This window comes from Herpetosiphon giganteus (assembly GCF_016907925.1).
Classification (GTDB): Bacteria; Chloroflexota; Chloroflexia; order Chloroflexales; family Herpetosiphonaceae; genus Herpetosiphon; species Herpetosiphon giganteus.
Genome location: NZ_JAFBCZ010000010.1, coordinates 121,980 through 141,420, shown reverse-complemented (window position 1 = coordinate 141,420; position 19,441 = coordinate 121,980). Strand labels below are relative to the sequence as shown.

Annotated in this window: 20 protein-coding genes; 17 read left to right on the top strand and 3 right to left on the bottom strand. The window is 48.9% G+C overall.

The genetic code is table 11. The features are described from left to right. Positions 1-36: 36 nt before the first annotated feature. Positions 37-1,449 (bottom strand): hypothetical protein, encoded by a 1,413-nt coding sequence (locus JOD20_RS11410; protein WP_204755383.1) that lies wholly within the window; start codon positions 1,447-1,449, stop codon positions 37-39. A 136-nt stretch (positions 1,450-1,585) separates the two neighbouring features. On the opposite strand from JOD20_RS11410, the gene JOD20_RS11405 reads away from it, so the two are divergent. The 12 genes from JOD20_RS11405 to JOD20_RS11350 all read left to right on the top strand — a co-directional run bounded on the left by JOD20_RS11405 (position 1,586) and on the right by JOD20_RS11350 (position 10,711). Continuing rightward, positions 1,586-1,981 carry a hypothetical protein gene (locus tag JOD20_RS11405; protein WP_204755382.1) on the top strand — a complete coding sequence of 132 codons (396 nt, stop codon included), beginning with the start codon at positions 1,586-1,588 and terminating at the stop codon, positions 1,979-1,981. A 232-nt stretch (positions 1,982-2,213) separates the two neighbouring features. Then, entirely contained in the window at positions 2,214-2,876 is a 663-nt protein-coding gene (locus tag JOD20_RS11400; protein ID WP_204755381.1) for a helix-turn-helix transcriptional regulator, read from the top strand. A 72-nt stretch (positions 2,877-2,948) separates the two neighbouring features. Then, positions 2,949-3,740 (top strand): Fe-S cluster assembly ATPase SufC, encoded by a 792-nt coding sequence (gene sufC, locus JOD20_RS11395; protein ID WP_054537202.1) that lies wholly within the window; start codon positions 2,949-2,951, stop codon positions 3,738-3,740. Further along, entirely contained in the window at positions 3,730-4,920 is a 1,191-nt protein-coding gene (gene sufD / locus JOD20_RS11390; RefSeq protein ID WP_204755380.1) for a Fe-S cluster assembly protein SufD, read from the top strand. Before sufC ends, sufD begins: the two co-directional genes overlap by 11 nt. A 163-nt stretch (positions 4,921-5,083) precedes the next feature. Then, positions 5,084-5,473: a GxxExxY protein gene (locus JOD20_RS11385; protein WP_204755379.1), complete on the top strand. Its 390-nt coding sequence runs from the start codon at positions 5,084-5,086 to the stop codon at positions 5,471-5,473. Between the two features lie 73 nt (positions 5,474-5,546). Then, a complete protein-coding gene (locus tag JOD20_RS11380) occupies positions 5,547-6,785 on the top strand; it encodes a cysteine desulfurase (RefSeq protein ID WP_204755378.1) in 1,239 nt (412 codons plus the stop codon). Between the two features lie 6 nt (positions 6,786-6,791). Further along, positions 6,792-7,187: a Fe-S cluster assembly sulfur transfer protein SufU gene (gene sufU, locus JOD20_RS11375; RefSeq protein WP_110513240.1), complete on the top strand. Its 396-nt coding sequence runs from the start codon at positions 6,792-6,794 to the stop codon at positions 7,185-7,187. Beyond that, the gene (locus tag JOD20_RS11370; RefSeq protein WP_204755377.1) at positions 7,184-7,432 is read left to right on the top strand and encodes a hypothetical protein; all 249 of its coding nucleotides are present in this window, start codon (positions 7,184-7,186) and stop codon (positions 7,430-7,432) included. The genes sufU and JOD20_RS11370 overlap by 4 nt, the downstream gene beginning before the upstream one ends. Beyond that, complete coding sequence (locus tag JOD20_RS11365) at positions 7,429-7,917, top strand: PIN domain-containing protein (RefSeq protein WP_204755376.1); 489 nt, start codon at positions 7,429-7,431, stop codon at positions 7,915-7,917. Before JOD20_RS11370 ends, JOD20_RS11365 begins: the two co-directional genes overlap by 4 nt. Positions 7,918-7,962: 45 nt before the next feature. Further along, complete coding sequence (sufB, locus tag JOD20_RS11360; RefSeq protein WP_054537198.1) at positions 7,963-9,381, top strand: Fe-S cluster assembly protein SufB; 1,419 nt, start codon at positions 7,963-7,965, stop codon at positions 9,379-9,381. Positions 9,382-9,481: 100 nt separating this feature from the next. Next, positions 9,482-9,793, top strand: coding sequence for a Rieske (2Fe-2S) protein (locus tag JOD20_RS11355; RefSeq protein ID WP_204755375.1), 312 nt, complete (start codon positions 9,482-9,484; stop codon positions 9,791-9,793). A 27-nt stretch (positions 9,794-9,820) separates the two neighbouring features. Further along, positions 9,821-10,711: a sulfurtransferase gene (locus JOD20_RS11350; protein ID WP_204755374.1), complete on the top strand. Its 891-nt coding sequence runs from the start codon at positions 9,821-9,823 to the stop codon at positions 10,709-10,711. Positions 10,712-10,958: 247 nt separating this feature from the next. Here the strand turns inward: JOD20_RS11350 and JOD20_RS11345 are convergent, their stop codons facing one another. Next, positions 10,959-11,843, bottom strand: a complete 885-nt coding sequence (locus JOD20_RS11345; RefSeq protein ID WP_204755373.1) for an NmrA family NAD(P)-binding protein — start codon at positions 11,841-11,843, stop codon at positions 10,959-10,961. Between the two features lie 141 nt (positions 11,844-11,984). Between JOD20_RS11345 and JOD20_RS11340 the strand changes: the two genes are divergently transcribed. From JOD20_RS11340 to secA, 3 genes are all read left to right on the top strand, one after another. Further along, a complete protein-coding gene (locus JOD20_RS11340) occupies positions 11,985-12,572 on the top strand; it encodes a TetR/AcrR family transcriptional regulator (RefSeq protein ID WP_204755372.1) in 588 nt (195 codons plus the stop codon). Between the two features lie 321 nt (positions 12,573-12,893). Next, entirely contained in the window at positions 12,894-13,469 is a 576-nt protein-coding gene (locus JOD20_RS11335; RefSeq protein ID WP_204755371.1) for an NUDIX hydrolase, read from the top strand. A 104-nt stretch (positions 13,470-13,573) separates the two neighbouring features. Continuing rightward, positions 13,574-16,672, top strand: coding sequence for a preprotein translocase subunit SecA (gene secA / locus JOD20_RS11330; protein ID WP_204755370.1), 3,099 nt, complete (start codon positions 13,574-13,576; stop codon positions 16,670-16,672). A 123-nt stretch (positions 16,673-16,795) separates the two neighbouring features. Here secA and JOD20_RS11325 read toward each other — a convergent pair whose 3' ends face one another. Beyond that, on the bottom strand, positions 16,796-17,203 hold the full coding sequence (locus tag JOD20_RS11325) for a GxxExxY protein (RefSeq protein ID WP_204755369.1): 408 nt from the start codon (positions 17,201-17,203) through the stop codon (positions 16,796-16,798). 181 nt (positions 17,204-17,384) lie between these two features. On the opposite strand from JOD20_RS11325, the gene proB reads away from it, so the two are divergent. Beyond that, positions 17,385-18,494, top strand: coding sequence for a glutamate 5-kinase (gene proB / locus JOD20_RS11320; RefSeq protein WP_204755368.1), 1,110 nt, complete (start codon positions 17,385-17,387; stop codon positions 18,492-18,494). A 245-nt stretch (positions 18,495-18,739) separates the two neighbouring features. After that, entirely contained in the window at positions 18,740-19,435 is a 696-nt protein-coding gene (locus JOD20_RS11315) for a histidine phosphatase family protein (protein ID WP_204755367.1), read from the top strand. Positions 19,436-19,441: the final 6 nt, after the last annotated feature.

Here is a 19,441-nt window from a genome sequence, read left to right as displayed (position 1 = left end):
AACCACTGGTCATTCGACCAGTGGTTTTTTGTTGTTTTAGTTCATCTGAACCAATGGGCTGAATATTTCATGCATAACCGGGCTTAACCAGCGTTCAATCGCTGGGCGATCGCGCTCACGGCTGAAGATGGCAATGAATGGTTGAAAACAACGGGCCTCAGCACAGCCATTCAAGCTCGCGCCAGTCACACTCCAGCCAAGGTTGGTTGGGCCGAATACTTGGGTATCAAGTTGGCCAACCCATTGCTGTTGATTCGGTGTTGTGTTGCTGCTTTGGACGTTGTAATAGGCCCAGCCTGGGGGCGGCGCATTAAAATCATCAAAAATACTGCTCGAAAGCGTGGGATATTGCTCGGTGCTGCTATGGTAAAAACTCACCGCCACATCATCGCGGCCATTCACCGCAGCACTCGGCAGCGAAAAGCCATTTTGGGCATTGAAAATAAATGGTCGCGCTAAACTAAATGGCAATAAGCTCAGGTCACGCTCATAGACTCGCACTGCATCAATGTAGGGAAAGGTAATCGTATTGCTGGAAACAGCATTCCACATAAACCCGACCGTGCCTTTGGCGACCCAGCCAGCGCGAATTCGGCCATCATCATCGGCGCACCAATTCAATTGATCAGGTGTTGGGCAAATTCGCGCGCCTGCTGTCCACTCTGCTACCGTTATGTCGCTGCTTGTTGGAACAGGCTGGTTTTCATCCCAAGCGTAAATGCGCAACGTTGTTTGATTGATGTGAGTTGCAAAATACATCATGTCTTTTGCTCCCCGCACCAAGTGCCATGCCCGCTCCGTTGCTGATGAATAGCTGCGCATAAAGACCAGCTCATCTTCAAGCGTATCAGTTTGAATCTGACTGACCCAAGTGCTTTCGATTGCCCCGCCGATCGCTTGGCGATCCATTGCTAGCCAAATTTGGTTGGCGCTTAGCTCAAGCTGTGGCTCCACCCAAGTGTAGCCTTGGGCCGCTGGCACGTCATACCATTCCCATTCGTGTTCGGCCAAACCTGCGCTATCAGTGTAGGCAATGCGCACTAAGCCGCGTTGAGTATCAGGCGCATACTGCAACAACCAAATAAACAGATCACGGCCATAATCGTACGCAAAGGCTTGTTGGCAACATAAGCCACCAGCCGCTGCCGGAAACAGCGCTTGCGGATCAAGCTGTTGCCAGTGATTGCCTGCGTCGAGCGTCAAAAAGGTGTTTTGGCCAACCCCAACCAACCAACTATCACCACTGGCGACCCCACGCACAGCATCGCCAAAATTCATTGTTGTGGGAATAGAATGCAGCCGTAGCACCTGAAATGCGCCTGCTGGATCTCCCTCACCTTCGCCAAAAATTCGTTCTGTAGAGTCTGGGTTCGCAGCTTGGGTTTGCGGGATACTTCCCAGCAACACTGCTAGCATCAGCCCAACCAGGGCCACCCTCAACCAAACCATGTCTATCTTCCTTTCAACAGCAAGCCTTCAATAGAGCGCAACTATACCCCTGAATCGAAATTGTGACAAAACATTGTGACAGTTGTTGTCACAACGTGCTGCTATGCTCAAACCAACATTGTTTAGGAGGTCTGCAATGCATCCAGTAACGGGAATCGAAGCAGTATTGCAATGGTTTGCTGAACACTATTCCTCAAGCGAGGCCGACCAAATTCGCAGTGCGGTCAACGCTAATACCCGTTTGCTCAAAGCATGGCGGCATAATCCAGCCAATTTGCGCCCTTTGGCCAGCGATAAACATTTGTGGTGCTTAATTGGCGCGATGTATGGTAATCCTGTGCTTGTTCAAGCCCAAGCAGTCTATCGGCAGGCCACCGCTCACTATCAACGCTGGCTCAATCGGCGGCGCAATTTGCAAACGGTCGAGGTGCGTTTGCAAGGCGATCTTGCCCGTTTTGGCGAGCAACACCCGCGTACCCAACGCACAATTGCCCAACTTCAACGCTTGCACCAAGAATTATTGGCTGCTTAATCAACTTCTCATCAATATTTTTGCAGCCGCCTAGGCTGCCTTGAGCACTCATTGGTATGGTTATTGCCCCAAATCTGCCCTAGAATGGGCTTGTTTTGGTTTAAAACAGGCTGAAACTACGAATAAACACAGTTTTTTCCGATTTTATTGACAGAAAATGATTCTCGATTTATAATCATTCTCAATAACGAACCATGCAACGGTATGGTCAAAGGCAAAATGCGAGGTATCTATGACCGTGTTTGGTATCAGAGAAGGAACGCCCGCCGGCGATATTGTGAGCTACATTCAGCGTAAAGGTTCAGCGACTGTCAAGGAATTGGAAGATGCGCTGGCTGTGAGCACAACTGCGGTGCGCGAACAACTAACTCATCTCACCAACCAAGGCCTCATTAGTCCCAGCAAAATTCGCCAAGGACCAGGCCGTCCTTCCTATCGCTACACCCTGACTGCGAAGGCGCAATCGCTGTTTCCCAAGGGCTACGATGTGTTGCTCAATGTGTTGCTCGAAGAAATTTTGGCAACCGAAGGCCCAGAGGGCATGGCTCAATTGCTCAGTCGGGTTGGCACCCGCTTGGCAACGCTCTACACGGGCGATCATCCAGCCAATGTGGCCTTGCGTGAGCGTTTAATGCAGTTCGTCTACACGATGAACCGCAAAGGTATGTCGATTAATGTCGCCGAATCGCCTGGTGGTGGTTGGGTGGTGAGCGAGTATGCCTGCCCCTATTTTGAGGTCGCTCAAACCCACGATAGTTTATGTAGCATGGAACGCCAAATGATGGAAACTGCACTCGGCCATGAAGTTGAAATTCAACGCCGCATGGTCGAAGGTCATAACGGCTGTCACTTTGTGATTAAGGCCGATGAGATTGGGATCGAGAAGCATAACTAAGTTCTTTGGCGGCTGGCAATGCAAGGGCATGCCATGCTGTTGTCTTGAATAGCAATCTTGAATAGGAGTGTCATGAGCGCCAACAATTTGGTCATTCGCAACTTGCACGTTGCGGTCGATGGCAAAGAAATTCTCAAAGGTATTAATCTGACCATCGAAGAAGGCAAAATTCACGCCATCATGGGGCCAAATGGCTCAGGCAAGTCGACCTTGGCGTATACCCTCGCTGGTCACCCACGCTACGAAGTGACCGAAGGCGAAGTTTGGTACAAAGGCCAAGATGTGCTTGACCTCGAACCAAATGATCGTTCAAAATTGGGCTTGTTCCTTGCATTCCAATATCCAGTCGCCGTTGCTGGGGTAACCGTTGCCAACTTCTTGCGCGCAGCCTTGAACGCCCATCGCGCTCAAGAAGGCGTTGATCCAAAGTCGACCGCCATTCCAATGGCCGAATATCGCAAAGTGATCAAATCGCGCATGGATATGTTGGAAATGGCTCCTGATTTTGCCCGCCGCTATTTGAACGAAGGTTTCTCTGGTGGCGAAAAGAAACGGCTCGAAATTTTGCAAATGGCCATGTTGCAGCCTTCAATCTCCATCATGGACGAAACCGATTCAGGGCTTGACATCGACGCATTGAAAATTGTGGCCGAAGGTGTCAACAAAGTTAAAGCCGAAAAGCCTGAACTTGGCGTGTTGGTCATCACCCACTACCAACGCTTGCTCAACTACATCAAGCCCGATTATGTGCACGTTTTGATGAACGGCCAAATTGTGCGCGAAGGTGGCCCTGAAATGGCTTTGGAACTCGAAGAAAAAGGCTACGATTTCATTCGAGAGGAAGTGTTTGGCAATGCCAGCTAATTTGCAATCTACCTTTGATGTGGCGCAATTTGAGGCCTTGCTGGCCAGCCGCAACGAGCCAGAATGGCTCACGAGCCGCCGCCGTGAAGCGTGGCAAGCATTCGAAACTGCCGAGCAACCAGATTGGCGACGAACCAACCTCAAGGGTTTTAATCTGGCCGATTATAGCGTTGCTGAGGCCGAAGTTTCGGTTGAATTTGCTGGCGCTGAAGGCGTAACGATTTTGCCTTTGGCTGAAGCGATTCAAAGCCACGCCGAGTTGGTGCAACGGGTGCTTGGCAGCGCTGTGCAAACCAGCCGCGATCCTTATTCAGCGCTCAACAATGCCTTGGTCAACGGTGGGATTTTCATCCACGTTGCCAAAGATGTTGCGGTCGAAGAATTGGTTCGGATTCGCTATCACGTCGCTAATGCTGGCACAATTGTCGCGCCCCGCACGCTGATCGTGACTGAGCGCCATAGCTCGATCAATGTGATCGAAGAAATTAGCTCAGCTGATTTTGCGGCCAGCGCAGTGGTTTTGACCGGGGTTGAAATTGAGGTTGGCGATGGTGGCCAAGTTAATTTCAGCAGCGTGCAAACCTTGAATAACAATGTTTACGTGCTCGGTAGCCAACAAATCCGCATTAACCGCGATGCTCAAGCAGAATGGTTGAATGTGGTGGTTGGCAGCGCTGTGCAGCACGTTACCTTGGAAGCCAATTTGAGCGGCAACGGCTCAAGCGTCAATTGGAATGGTTTGTTGTATGGCAATGGCACGCAAAACTTGCTGGTTGCACCCAAACTCAACCACATTGGCTTGAACACCGAAGGCCAAATTAACTTCAAAACCGTGGTCGATGATGAAGCCTATGCTGTTTTCGATGGCATGGTCAAAATTCCCGCCACTGGCCAAGGTACCAACTCCGACTTGCGCGAAAATGCCTTGCACTTGAGCAAAACTTCACGCTCGGATTCAATTCCAGGCTTGGAGATTGATGCCAATGAAGTTAAGGCAGGCCACGGCTCGACCAGCGGCCAAATCGACGAAGAGCAGTTGTTCTATCTGCAATCACGCGGTTTGCCATTTGCCGAAGCCAAGCGCACAATCGTGTTGGGCTTTGTCGGCGAAATCATCGATATGATTCCTGACGAAGCTGTACGCGAACGCGTCGAAACCATCGTCGCCGAAAAAGTTTAAACAGCAAAAATCTTCGTGGTTTCAGTCAATATATTAAGATTGAAACCACGAAGAGCACGAAGAACGCTAAGGTTAATAATTAACAAAAATCGAGGTTGATTCGCCAAAAATGAACGATCAATGTATCTAGCAGTAGATATTGATTGATCTATTTTGGAGAACAATGATGACGTTATTATTAGCTGAGCAAGTGTTTGCTGTGGTTGGAGCGGCGATAGAGGTGCATCGCGAGTTGGGCAGTGGTTTCTTAGAGGCTGTTTACCAAGAAGCCTTTGAATTGGAATTGACTCAACGCCAGATTCCTTTTGTTCGTCAACAGCCATTGCCAATTCGCTATAAACAAACGATCTTAAATAAACTGTATATTGCCGATTTAGTTTGCTTTGACCAGATTATTGTTGAAATAAAGGCAATTCAACGACTAACATCGGTTGAACATGCCCAGTTATTAAATTATCTCAAAGCGACGCACAAACCGCTTGGGATTTTGGCCAATTTTCATAGTCGGCCAACCTTGGAATGGAAACGCTTAATCTTGAGTAACGATACTTAGCGTTCTTCGCGTCCTTCGCGGTTCCCATTCTTCGTGCTCTTCGTGTCCTTCGTGGATCGGATATTGGTGAGTTATGTCTGTACAAACAACCCTTGATGTTAACGCCATTCGCGAGCAATTTCCGCTCTTGGATCAATCGATTAACGGCCATCGCCTAGCCTACTTGGATAGCACTGCGACTGCGCAAAAACCGCTAGCTGTGCTCGATGCGATGGATCGCTACTATCGCACGATTAATGCGAATGTGCATCGGGGCGTGTATCAGATTAGCGAAGCGGCAACCGAAGCCTATGAAGGCACGCGCCGCACGATTGGCCGCTTTATCGGCGCAAAATCGACCAAAGAAATTATTTTTACCCGTAACGCTACCGAAGCAATCAACTTGGTTGCCCAAAGCTGGGGCCGCGCCAATCTGCAAGCTGGCGACCGAATTTTGCTCACCGTCAGCGAACATCACTCGAATTTGGTGCCATGGCAATTGCTAGCCGCCCAAATCGGTGTGGAGCTTGATTTTATCGAGCTTGATGATCAGGGCCGACTTGATTTGAGCAAGCTTGATCAACTATTGACCAAGCGTACCAAACTTGTAGCGCTGACGCATATGTCGAATGTGCTGGGCACGATCAATCCGGTTGAAACGGTGATTGCTGCCGCTAAGCAGGTTGGGGCTTTGGTTCTGCTTGATGGAGCGCAAAGCGTGCCGCATATTCCAGTCAATGTACAAGCGCTTGGCTGCGATTTCTTGGCCTTCTCGGGGCATAAAATGTGCGGCCCAACTGGCATTGGCGTGCTGTGGGCGCGGCGCGAATTACTCGAAGCGATGCCGCCGTTTATGGGTGGCGGCGATATGATTAAACGGGTCGGGCTACGCGAAAGCTCATGGAACGATCTCCCATGGAAATTCGAGGCAGGCACGCCAGCGATTGCCGAGGCGATTGGCCTTGGTGCGGCGATTGACTTCTTGAATGGGCTTGGGATGGAGGCGATTCACGAGCGCGAACGCCAGTTGACCCATTACGCTTGGGATAAACTCAGTACCATCGATGGGCTGACCATTTTTGGCCCGCCTGCTGCCGAGCGCGGTGGCTTGTTGAGTTTTACCTTGGCTGGCGTGCATGCCCATGATGTGGCGGCGATTCTCGATACACAAGGGATTGCAGTGCGGGCGGGGCATCATTGTACCCATCCATTGCACGATATTTTTGGCGTACCAGCAACGGTGCGCGCATCATTCTACCTATACACGCTTGAGGAAGAAATTGATCGGCTGGCCGAAGCCTTGGTTTTGGCGCGCGATACCTTCCAACTGTGAGGCATTGTGGACGATTTATATCGTGAAAATATATTAGATCACTATCGTCATCCGCGAAATTACGGCGAGCTTGAGCAAGCAACGATTGTGCAACACGAGCACAACCCGTTGTGCGGCGACCAACTTAGCATTTATTTGTTGGTCGAAAATGAGCGGATTGTTGATGTAAAATTTAAAGGCAAAGGCTGCGCAATCAGCCAAGCTTCAGCCTCGATGCTCAGCGAAGAACTGACTGGCAAAAGCGTCGATGAAGCCAAAGCCTTTGATAAACAAACCATCCTCGATTTATTGGGGATACCGATTGGGCCTGTGCGGCTGAAATGCGCCTTGCTCTCGCTCAAAACGCTCAAAGCCGGTCTCTACGGGGTCAATCTCGTAGACGACGATGAGGATAGCCTATGACAACGCTAACGATTGAATATCTTGCTGAACGGATTACTTTTTTAGAGCAAGAATTGACCAAACTAAAAGGTGCTACTCTGAATCAACCAAGAAGTATTCGCGAGCAGTGGAGCATCGCTTTACAACAAAGTGTTGAAGCGCCTCCAACAACTGAATATTCAATCGAGCAGTTGCAACAGGCTATGGCTCAGTCTTTATCACCTAATGAACTAACCAACGATTTATTGGAGCAGCGATTAAGGTGAGTGTATTTTTATTTTACGATGCAAGTGCTTTGATAAAACGTTATAGCATTGAAATTGGTACACCGGCTGTTAACGATCTTTTCGCCAATTTTTCTGCAAAACAACGAGGATGTTCTGTTATTGGAATTCTTGAGGTACTTTCGATACTTACAAGAAAACGTAATGATGGTCGGATCAATAATAACCTTTATCAGGCTGCTGTTTATCATCTCAATCAAGATTTTATTCAAAATCCTGAAGTAATGATTACATCAATTATTGATGATGATATTACACAATCATTAAAAATCATCCCTAACTATAATATTAATAGTAGTGATGCTTTGATCTTAGCTACCGCATTACGGCTTAAATTAACAATGGCTGCTACAAACACTAAACTAGTGTTATGTACATCAGATAAACGCTTGATTCGTGCTGGTTTACAAGAACAAGTAGTTGTTTTTGATCCTGAAGTTGATTCAGTTCAACAATTTATTAACTAACAATCTCATCACTTATTCGTGATCACACTATAGGAGGCTCAGGGCATGTCCAACCCTGCACAAAACGAGATCGAGTTTGATTACTCGAAGTACGGCTTTCGCGACGAAGAGAACTACACATTCAAATCTTCAAAAGGTCTGAATGCCGATATTGTGCGCACGATCTCGGAAATGAAGGGCGAACCTGAATGGATGTTGCAACGCCGCTTGAAGGCGCTGGAAATTTTCCATAAAAAACCACTGCCAGTCAGTGGCGTGTGGGCCAACCCACGCTTGGCTGAGTTGGATTTCCAAGATATTCACTACTATGTGCGGCCTGGCGAACGGGCCGAAAATAGCTGGGACGATGTGCCAGAAAATATCAAGAATACCTTTGAAAAATTGGGTATTCCTGAAGCCGAACGCAAGTTCTTGGCTGGCGTTGGCGCTCAATACGAATCAGAAGTTGTTTACCACTCGTTGCGCGAAGAGTGGGAAAAACTGGGCGTGATCTTCCTTGATACCGATACTGGCTTGAAAGAATATCCAGAGTTGTTCAAGGAATATTTCGGCACGATCATTCCTTCAGCAGATAACAAATTTGCTGCTTTGAACACCGCAGTTTGGTCTGGTGGCTCGTTCGTGTATGTGCCAAAAGGTGTCAAGGTCGATATTCCATTGCAAGCCTATTTCCGCATCAATGCTGAAAACATGGGCCAATTCGAACGCACCTTGATTATCGTTGACGAAGGCGCAGAAGTTCACTATATCGAAGGTTGTACCGCGCCAGTCTATAGCACCAACTCGCTGCACTCAGCAGTGGTTGAAATTATCATCAAAAAAGGTGGTAAATGCCGCTATACCACGATTCAAAACTGGGCTAACAACATTTTCAATTTGGTGACCAAACGCGCTGTTGCCTATGAAGATGCTTCAATGGAATGGGTCGATGGCAATATTGGCTCGAAGTTGACCATGAAGTATCCAGCGGTTTACATGATGGGTCGCGGCGCAAAGGGCGAGGTGCTCTCAGTTGCCTACGCTGGCGAAGGCCAACATCAAGACGCTGGGGCCAAAATGGTGCACGGCGCTCCCGACACCACCAGCCGCATTACCAACAAATCAGTTTCGAAGAACGGCGGTCGCACGACCTATCGTGGTTTGGCCAAAGTTCAACGCGGCGCACACAACGCCAAAATCAACGTGGTCTGTGATGCATTGATTCTCGACGATCGTTCGGCCTCAGATACGATTCCGTACATCGAGATCGAGGAAGATTCAGCAACCGTGGCCCACGAAGCAACCGTTGGCAAAATCGGCGAAGAGCAATTGTTCTATCTGATGAGCCGTGGCCTCGACGAAGCCGAAGCACTTTCAATGATTGTGTTGGGCTTTATGGAGCCATTCACCCGCGAATTGCCCATGGAATACGCTGTCGAATTGAACCGCTTGATCCAAATGGAAATGGAAGGTTCGGTCGGCTAGTGCTGGCCTACCAACGCCGAGGCGCAAACCCTGCGTCCTCGGCATTTTCTTTGCTCGATCATTGTTAATCAATTTAGTTAATAAATTAAGGAATAACGAGATGAGCTATCAAGTTGTTGCAACGCTGCACGATTTGGCCGACACGCCAGCGATTCAGGTGGATTTTGCTGGTGAGCAAGTGGGGATTTTTCGCTGTGGCAGCCAATATTTTGCCACCAGCAACATTTGCACCCATGCCTACGCCGAATTGCACGAAGGCGAGTTGGATGAGGATGATTGCACAATTGAATGCCCGTTGCATGGCGCACGCTTTGATTTGGCCAGTGGTCGCCCGCGCTCATTGCCAGCGACCGAGCCATTGAAAGTCTATAACCTTAAAATCGAGAACGATCAGATTTTGCTTGAAGCTTAATTATTAATTTCAATAAAGGAGCAATCGATGAGCGATTACGTGAATCCTGATGTGTTGGTCAGCACCGATTGGGTTGCTGAGCATTTGAACGATGCCGATGTACGTTTAGTTGAGTCGGATGAAGATATTTTGCTCTATGAAATGGGCCATATTGCCAACGCTGTCAAAATCAATTGGCAAGATGATTTAAACGATCTCCAGATTCGCGATTATATTGATGGCGATGATTTTGCTGCGCTGATGAGCCGTTTTGGCATTAGCAACGACACCACCATCGTTTTTTATGGCGATAAAAATAATTGGTGGGCCTGCTATGCCTATTGGGTTTTCCAATTGCTTGGCCACGAAAAACTTAAAATTATGAACGGCGGGCGCAAAAAATGGATCGACGAAGGCCGCGAATTGACGCGAGTTGTGCCAAGCTTTGAGCCAACCAAGTATGTCGTTGGCGAGCCAAAGCCTGAAATTCGCGCGTTCCGCGATGATGTATTGGCCCATATTGGCCGCCCAAATGCCCGCCAAACCGCAATTGAATTGCCAGCAGGCCATAGCTTGGTTGATGTGCGCTCGCCCGATGAATTTACTGGCAAAAAATTGCACATGCCCGAATATCCTCAAGAAGGCGCGGTGCGTGGCGGCCATATTCCTGGTGCAGTCAATGTGCCTTGGGCCAAAGCGGTCAACGACGATGGTACGTTCAAAAGCGCCGATGAAATTAGCCAATTGTATGGCGATGTTGGGGTTACGCCCGAAAGCGATACCGTGGTCTATTGCCGGATTGGCGAACGCTCATCGCTAACGTGGTTTGTGCTGCACGAACTCTTGGGCTATAAAAACGTGCGCAATTATGATGGCTCATGGACGGAATGGGGCAATGTAGTTGGCTTGCCAATTCATAACCCTACGACCAGCAAATAGTTAATTGCCTTTCAAAGGTAGGTTTTGTCAGACGAGTTTATCCGATTCTTGTAGTTTTCACCACCCTTCCGTCCCGCCTCAAGGCGGGAGACGCAGGGGGCTTTAATCCCCCTGCACCCCCTCAAGGGCGTTGACTGGGTGCTAATCGTTGAGTGCTAAACTAAAGATACATTGGTTCTTAGCAAAACATCATAAGAACAAAAACCCCTCTCCCGTTCAACGGGAGAGGGATTGCAATAAGCAAATTTTAGCTAAACAACGCGCGATTAGCATTAAGATATTCGGCCAACGATTGAGCTGGCTTGCCAGTCAAGCGCTCAACGTCGTTGCTTACAACATCCAATGCGCCTGAGCCGATCAAATCGTGATCGATGGCGACGACGAAACCGGCAACTGGCGCTGGCAGGCCATATTGCTCAAGTTGTTGTTGAGCGCTGGCGGCATCGATTGGCTGATACACCACATCGCGGCCTGCGAATTCGGCGACAGTTTCAGCAATTGCTTTGTGGGTTAAGCTCACTGGGCCAGTAATATTGTAAACTTCTGAAGCAGTGCTATCGCTGACCAAGGCAGCAGCGGCGGCAGCGGCACAATCGGCGCGGGCAACCAAGCCAGCAGCAGCGTCGCCAGCAGCGGCGGCAATTACGCCACTTGCCAAAGCGCCTTTTACCTTATCGGTGATCGTTTCAAAATAGAAGTTATTGCGCAAGAAGCTGTAGCTCAAACCACTGGCCTTGATTGCTTCTTCGGTCGCAGCGTGTTCGCGCACAAATTCCATTGGGGCTGCGGCAGGATTTGTTGCCGAGGTATAAACGATGTGTTTCACGCCAGCGTCAGCGATTGCTTGGACCGCACCAGTTTGCAAACGCACTCGTTCGCTGCCAACTACATCGATGCTGATCAGCAAAACCCGTTCGACCCCGGCCAAGGCAGCGGTCAAACTTGCTGGATCGTTGAAATCGCCAGCGACAACTTTTACGCCTTGAGCGGCAACATCGGCCAATTTGGCTGGATCACGGGTGATTGCCACAACTTGATTTGCCCCAACTTTTGCCAATACTTCTTGCAAAACCAAGCGGCCTAATTGACCTGCTGCACCGGTGATCGCGACCAAACCTTGAGTATGAGCCATGATTAAAAACCTCACTGATGAATTGAAAGCTAAACAACACCCGTTGTTTAATTGACATCTGTTGAATAGCATAGAGAACCCGTGCTATAGTGTCAACCAGCAAAAACGAAAATTTGTTGCTTAGGCAACAAAGGAGCCAAAATGTTGGGAAACGCTGTTAAAATTGACCCGCGCACCAAGCGCACGCGCAAATTAATTCTCGATGCCTTGATTCAGCTCTTGCGCACCCGTACCTTCGAGGAAGTGACAGTTAACGAGATTGCCGAAGCTGCGACGATTAATCGGGCAACCTTCTATGCGCATTTCAGCGATAAATATGCCTTAGTTGATGAACTGATTCGTGATGGGTTTATGATGTTTCTTGATCGGCGTATGCAGCATTATCCCGACACGCCAACCCGCTATATGCAAGCTTTGCTGTGGGCAATCGCCGACCATTGGACAATGATTCATGGCCAGTGCAATCAATATCATCGTTTTTTCGATTCGTTGGCGGAAAACCAGATCAAACGCATGTTAGAGCAACACATTCAAACATGGCTTGATCATTATTTGCCGTTACGCAACGTAGCAGCAATGCAACGCCAACTGTTGGCGACTATGCTCAGTTGGTCGGTATTTGCCTTGGCCGCCCGCTGGCTCTATAGCGACCGCTGCCAAAACCTCGAAAACTTTATTAACGATAGCGTACCCTTGCTGGTGGGCAGCATCGAAGCGTTAAAAGTATGAAGGATGAAGGATGAGGGGTGAAGTCAAGAACATAGAACATAGAGCATAGAGCATAAAGGCTTCCGGCTCTGGGCTATCGGAACATTATTCGTGCAATTCGTGGAATTCGTGGCTAAAAATATTGTAGTTTTTAACGCAGAGGCGCAGAGCAACCGAAGGATGAATGATGAAGGATGAGGGATGAAAGCGAAAGAACATAGAACATAAGTCTAAAAATCTGTGGCTAAAATAGCCTTCGCGCTCTTCGCGTTCTTCGTGGTTTCGTGGTTTCGTGCTTTTCGTGCTCTTCGTGGATCGGATTGAGGATTGTTGGAGGAATGTATGCGTTCAACTATTCGCAGCTTAATAACTCAGATCGCACCATTGGATTTACGTGAGCAAGCAGATTGTAACGAAACCGTGGCATGGATCGATAGCGATGCGCTGTTGTTTCGCACCGCCAAGCCTGCTACACCGCCGATGCACCTCGTTTCCTACATTGTGGTCTATGATCCAGCGACCGCCCAGATTTTATTGGTTGATCATCGTAATGCTCAGTTGTGGTTGCCTTGCGGTGGTCACGTCGAGCCAGATGAACATCCAGCCAGCACCGTCGCCCGTGAGATCGAGGAAGAATTGGGCATAGAAGCACAGTTTTATTGGCCAGAGCCATGCTTCATTACCGTAACTGAAACCGTTGGCCTCACCGCAGGCCATATTGATGTTTCGTTGTGGTATGTGGTGCAGGCCGATTCGCAGCAGCCATTGTGCTACGATCAGGCTGAATTTGCCCAAATTCGCTGGTTTGCGCTTGATGATGTGCCGTTGGAGCGTAGCGATCCTCAGCTCGGACGCTTTCTTGGCAAGTTTCAACAGCTGCTTAATCGCGAAGATCGACGATTATTGGCAGTGCGTTAACATTTCGTTTAAGCAGCTTTTAAGCCATTCAAAGCGCCAAAGCTGCGTGGTATAATCTAGCGATGCAGCCGTGCTGCCGATATTCAGACACCACGAGGTACCACATGTTTAAATGGCTTGGGAAACTACTGGGCGACCCCAACGCTAAGGTTGTGAAGAAAATGCAGCCAACCTTAGATGAAATTAACGCCCTTGAGCCAACATTCAAGGCTCTTAGCGATGAACAACTCCGTGAAAAAACGGCTGAATTACGCACACGGTTCGCAGAGCTTACCAAAGCGGATCGTGAAGCGCTCGACGACCGCTACGCCGACGAAAATCGCCACGATTCAACCGTCGAAAAAGAGTATCAAAAAGAATTACGAATTATCGAAGATTCAGCCCTTGATGAATTGTTGCCTGAAGCATTTGCCCTCGTGCGCGAAGCCTCAAGCAGGGTCATTGGCCAACGTCACTACGATGTCCAGATGATCGGCGGGATTGTGCTGCACGAAGGCCGCATTGCCGAAATGAAAACTGGTGAAGGTAAAACCCTTGTGGCTTCCTTGCCCTTGTTTCTCAACGCAATTGCAGGCCGTGGCGCACACTTGATTACCGTCAACGACTACCTCGCCAAAGTTGGTGGTGGTTGGATGGGGCCGATTTTTCATAGCCTTGGCATGAGTACTGGCTATATCGCCCACGATTATTCAGCAATTTATGACCCCAATTATATCGATTCCAACGCCAAGCAAGATGATAGCCGTTTGGTTCACTGGCGGCCTTGCTCACGCCGCGAAGCCTATATGGCCGATATGACCTACGGTACGAACAACGAATATGGCTTCGATTATCTGCGCGATAACATGGTGCAGCATAAAGATCAATGTGTGCAGCGTGAATTGCACTATGCGATTGTCGACGAAGTTGATAATATTTTGATCGACGAAGCCCGGACTCCGTTGATTATCTCAGGCCCAGCCCAAGAATCCAGCGATAACTATCGCCGTTTCTCAGCGTTGGTGCGTGGCCTCAAACGCTCAAGCATCTCGCCAGACGAAGTGCGCAAAGGTTTGAAAGACGATTTCGACGGCGATTACTGGATCGACGAAAAATCGCGCTCAATTACCTTGACCGAATCGGGCTTAGAGGTGATGGAAAAACGCCTCAACTTGCCCGAAGGCGAGAACATGTACGATGCCAAGAACTTCGAATTGACGCACTACTTGGAAAACGCGCTCAAAGCCGAATATGTTTTCCACCGTGATGTTGATTATGTGGTGCAAAATGGCGAAGTTGTGATCGTCGATGAGTTTACTGGCCGGACGATGCCTGGTCGACGCTGGTCGGATGGCTTGCACCAAGCGGTTGAAGCCAAAGAATCGGTTGAGGTACGCCGCGAAAACGTCACCTTGGCAACCATCACCTTCCAAAATTACTTCCGCATGTACAACAAACTTGGTGGGATGACGGGGACGGCAATCACCGAAGCAGAAGAATTTAGCAAAATCTACAATTTGGAAGTGGTGATTATTCCAACTAATCGCCAAGTGGTGCGCGAAGATTATCGCGACCATATTTATGCAACCCAAAAAGCTAAATACAACGCTGTGTTGCGCGAAATCAAAGAGATGCACGAAGTTGGCCGCCCAGTTTTGGTTGGTACAACCTCGGTTGAAAGCTCAGAAATTGTCAGCAATTTGCTGAATCAATCAGGGCTTGAACATTATCTCTTGAACGCTAAGCAACACGAACGTGAAGCCTATATTGTGGCCCAAGCTGGGCGCACTGGCGCAATTACGATTGCAACCAACATGGCTGGTCGTGGTACTGACATTTTGCTTGGCGGTAATCCCGATGGTTTGCTCGAGGAGCATCTTAAAGCGCTGGGCACAACCATCACCGAAGCCACACCTGAGCAATTGGCCGAAGCAACAGCCAAAGCCAAAGCCGATGTGGAAGCAGAACGCAAAGCGGTGATGGACGCTGGCGGCTTGCACATCATTGGCACTGAGCGCCACGAAGCCCGCCGGATCGACAATCAGTTGCGTGGTCGGGCTGGCCGTCAGGGCGACCCTGGTTCATCGCGCTTCTTCATCTCGCTGGAAGACGAATTGATGACCCGCTTCGGGCGCATCGACACAATCAAGCGCTTGATGGAACGGATGTCTGATGGCGAGGAAGAATTGCCACTCGAATCGGGCTTGCTCGATAAAGCCATCGAAAGCGCGCAAACGCGGGTTGAAGGCTATAACTTCGATGTGCGTAAACATGTGGTCGAATACGACGACGTGGTGAACAAACAACGCGAAGTTATCTACGCCGACCGCCATGCGATTCTTGGCGGCGAAGATATGGGCGACCGCATCCTTGAGATGGTGGTTGACGAAATTGAAGCCCATGTCGAAGATTTCCTCGATAACAAAGAGCTTGATCAGCCAGATATGGAAGGTTTCTTGCGCCAGTTGTATGCGATTGTGCCGCAACTCAAAGCCCAAGAAACTGAATTGGCTGCTCGTTTCAAAGGCCGCCAAGCTGATGAAATTGGCGAAATTGCGACCGATGTTGTCGAAGAAGCCTACAATCGCTTGGGCCAAGAGTTGGCAACCCAATACACTGGTTTGTTGCAACGTGGTGTGCAGCCAATTCCTGGTGTTAGCGGCCCCGAAGCCTTCTTTGCCCACTTCGAGCGCCAAGAAATGCTCGGCGCAATCGATCGCGAATGGATCGATTATCTGACGGCGGTTGATGAATTGCGCCAAGGGATTGGCAACGTGGCGATTGCTCAACAAGATCCGTTGGTGGCTTTCAAGCGCGAAGCCTATAAGATGTTCGATGAACTCAAAGGCAACATTCAAAACCGAATTGTCTACAACTTCTTCACCGATGCAGCCAACTGGCAAGTGCGCTTGCGCCAAGTTGAGCTAGAAATGGAAGCTCGTTTGGCAATGGCCCAAACCGCTGGTGGCTCAGAAAACGCTACTGAAGAAGCACCCAAGCCAGCCAAACGGGGGGTTGGTGGGGCTGCACGCCGCGTCAGCAATGCTGCTGGTCAAGCTGCTCCAGCCCGCCGCATTATTATCAAAATCGGACGCAATGACCCTTGCCCTTGCGATAGCGGCAAGAAGTTCAAAGCATGCCATGGCTTGCCAGGCAAAGAAGCCGAGCTTGAAGCAATTTTGGCGGTCAAACATACCCACGCGCAAGCTGTTGGCAAAAAATAAGCATTTGACATAACGAATGTATTCCTACAGGCCATGGAGTATTTTGCTCTGTGGCCTGTTTTTAACGCAGAGGCGCAGAGATTGAGAGATTAGGTTTATTAAAAAATTGAAATTAACGCTTTGCTACGATTTTTTTGATGATTGAGATAATGCTTTTTGATTAATTACTCGATGAATTCCATCACGCATATAACATTGACCAAAATTTAGAACTAAACCCAAGCGTAATTTACAAAGACGTAGATAAGTTAGAAGTTGGGCCGAATAAATGGCATTATATTCAGCAACAGCTTTAATTTCGATGATAATTAATGATTCAACGATTAGATCAAGGCGTAATGATGTGTTTAAATGCTTATCGCGATAGATAATTGGAATGCTCTTTTGTTGTTCAATCATTAAATTTCTTGATGTTAATTCGTAGATCAATGCTTCTTCATAGACCCGTTCTAGTAATCCAGGTCCGCCAAGTTCACGATGAACTGTGACCGCAGCATCAACAATTTGGGCACTAAGAAAGTTTTCATGCATATAAAACCCCTTGAATGAAATATGCTATCGTACGGAGCTAGATACATATTTGCTGCAAATTTGGCATGATAAACTCTGCGCCTCTGCGTTAAATGGTCTTTTTTGCTATGAACTATATTTGGCATCATAAACTCTGCGTTAAAATAGCTCTTGGTAATAATCTTGATGAATAGAGCTTGCTATGCGAATTGTAATTAAACTTGGCACCAGCGTTTTGACCGATGGCACTGACCGTTTACAGCGCCCACGCATGGTCGATTTGGCCCGTCAGATGGCCCACTTGCGCACTGCTGGTCATGAAGTCGTGTTGGTTTCCTCGGGGGCGGTATTAGCAGGTTGGGAGCGCTTGGGCTTTCCCAAACGGCGACGCGAATTGACCCACAAACAGGCCTTGGCGGCGGTTGGCCAAGGTCGATTAATGCATATCTATGGCCAATTATTTGAAATTTACGATGTGCCAGTTGCCCAAACCCTGCTGACCCGCGCCGATCTGCGCGATCGGGTGCGCTACCTCAATGCCCGCGCAACCTTATTAACCTGTTTGGAAATTGGCGTGCTGCCGATTATCAACGAAAACGATGCAGTGGCGGTTGATGAGATTCGGGTTGGCGATAACGATACGCTCTCGGCGTTGGTGGCAAATTTGGTCGATGCTCAGCTTTTGGTCATTTTGAGCGATATTGCTGGCTTGTATAGCGCCGATCCGCGCCATAACCCCGAAGCTCAGTTAATCGACGATGTGGCAATGGTAACCGAACAAGTCTATGCCTTGGCTGGGGCGGCTGGCTCGCATCGGGGCACTGGCGGGATGTTCACCAAAATTCAGGCTGCCGAATTAGCCACGCGGGCTGGCACAAGCATGATCATTGCTGCTGGCAACGAGCCTGATGTGCTGTTGCGTTTGGCCGCTGGCGAGAGTATTGGCACGCGCTTTCGACCAGTCAGTACCCGCTTGGAGAGCCGCAAGCGTTGGATTATGGCTGAGCGCGTGCGCCAAGCGCATATTGCGGTTGATGCTGGGGCGGTGCAAGCCCTCACTCAGCAAGGCCGTAGCCTGTTGCCAGCAGGAATTATAGCGGTCGAGGGTGATTGGCGACGCGGCCAAACCGTGGCGATTGTCTCACCTGATGGGCAGGCGATTGCCTGTGGCTTATGCCAATACGCTGCCCACGAAGTTGCCCAAATCAAAGGCTCGCGCACCAGCGACATCGAACATATCCTCGGCTATTCCTACGGCGATGAAGTCATTCACCGCGATGATATGGTAGCCTTTGTTAAGGATGAGGGATGAGGGATGAGGGATGAGGGATGAGGGATAGGATTTTTGTGGCTTTGAATTATTGCTTATTTCTAAAAAGGTGTGAATATGTGAGCAATGAAATTCATCCTTCATTCTTTAATAAATAGGGTGTGAATGGCTGAAAAAGTATTTCATCCCTCATAATTCATCCTTCATAATTCTATAAAGGGGTTTTATGGTTGAAGAAGTATTTCATCCCTCATAATTCATCCTTCATAATTCTATAAAGGGGTTTTATGGCTAAACTATATTTGATTCGCCACGGACAGGCTGTGGTGAATGTCGAGCCAATTATTGGTGGCATTAAAGGTGATCGCGGTTTAACCGATTTAGGCGTGCAACAAGCTGAACATTTGCGCGATCGGCTGATCGCAACCCGCGAAATCGTGCCCGATCTGTTTATTTGTAGTACGATGCCACGGGCGATGCAAACCGCCGAGATTATTGGGCCCGCTTTTGCCCAACCCTTGCTCTACGATGAGACATTTTGCGAGTTCAATGTTGGCGAGGCCGATGGCCTAAGCTGGAAAGAATATAATCAACGCTATGGCAAATTTGATTTTGATTTGCGCAAGCCCTTATCACCAGGTGGCGAAACGTGGCAAAGCTTCTGCCTGCGCACCCACACCAATTTTGAACGGGTGCTGAATGCCAATCCCGATGCAACGATTGTGATTGTTTGCCATGGTTGGGTGATAGAATCATCATTAAGCTATTTTTGGCCACATACCCGCAGCGAGCAACCGAATGTTGACCTAGAAGTGACCAATACATCCTTGACTCATTGGTATCAGCATCAGCGGGGTGGGCAGGTGCGCTGGTTTTTGGGCGGCTACAACGATGCTGTGCATTTGCATGCAGCAGTGCGCTGGCAACTCGAAGGCGATCTCGAAGGTGAAGATCATCCAGCAGCACCACTCGGCGAGTTATGATGGCTA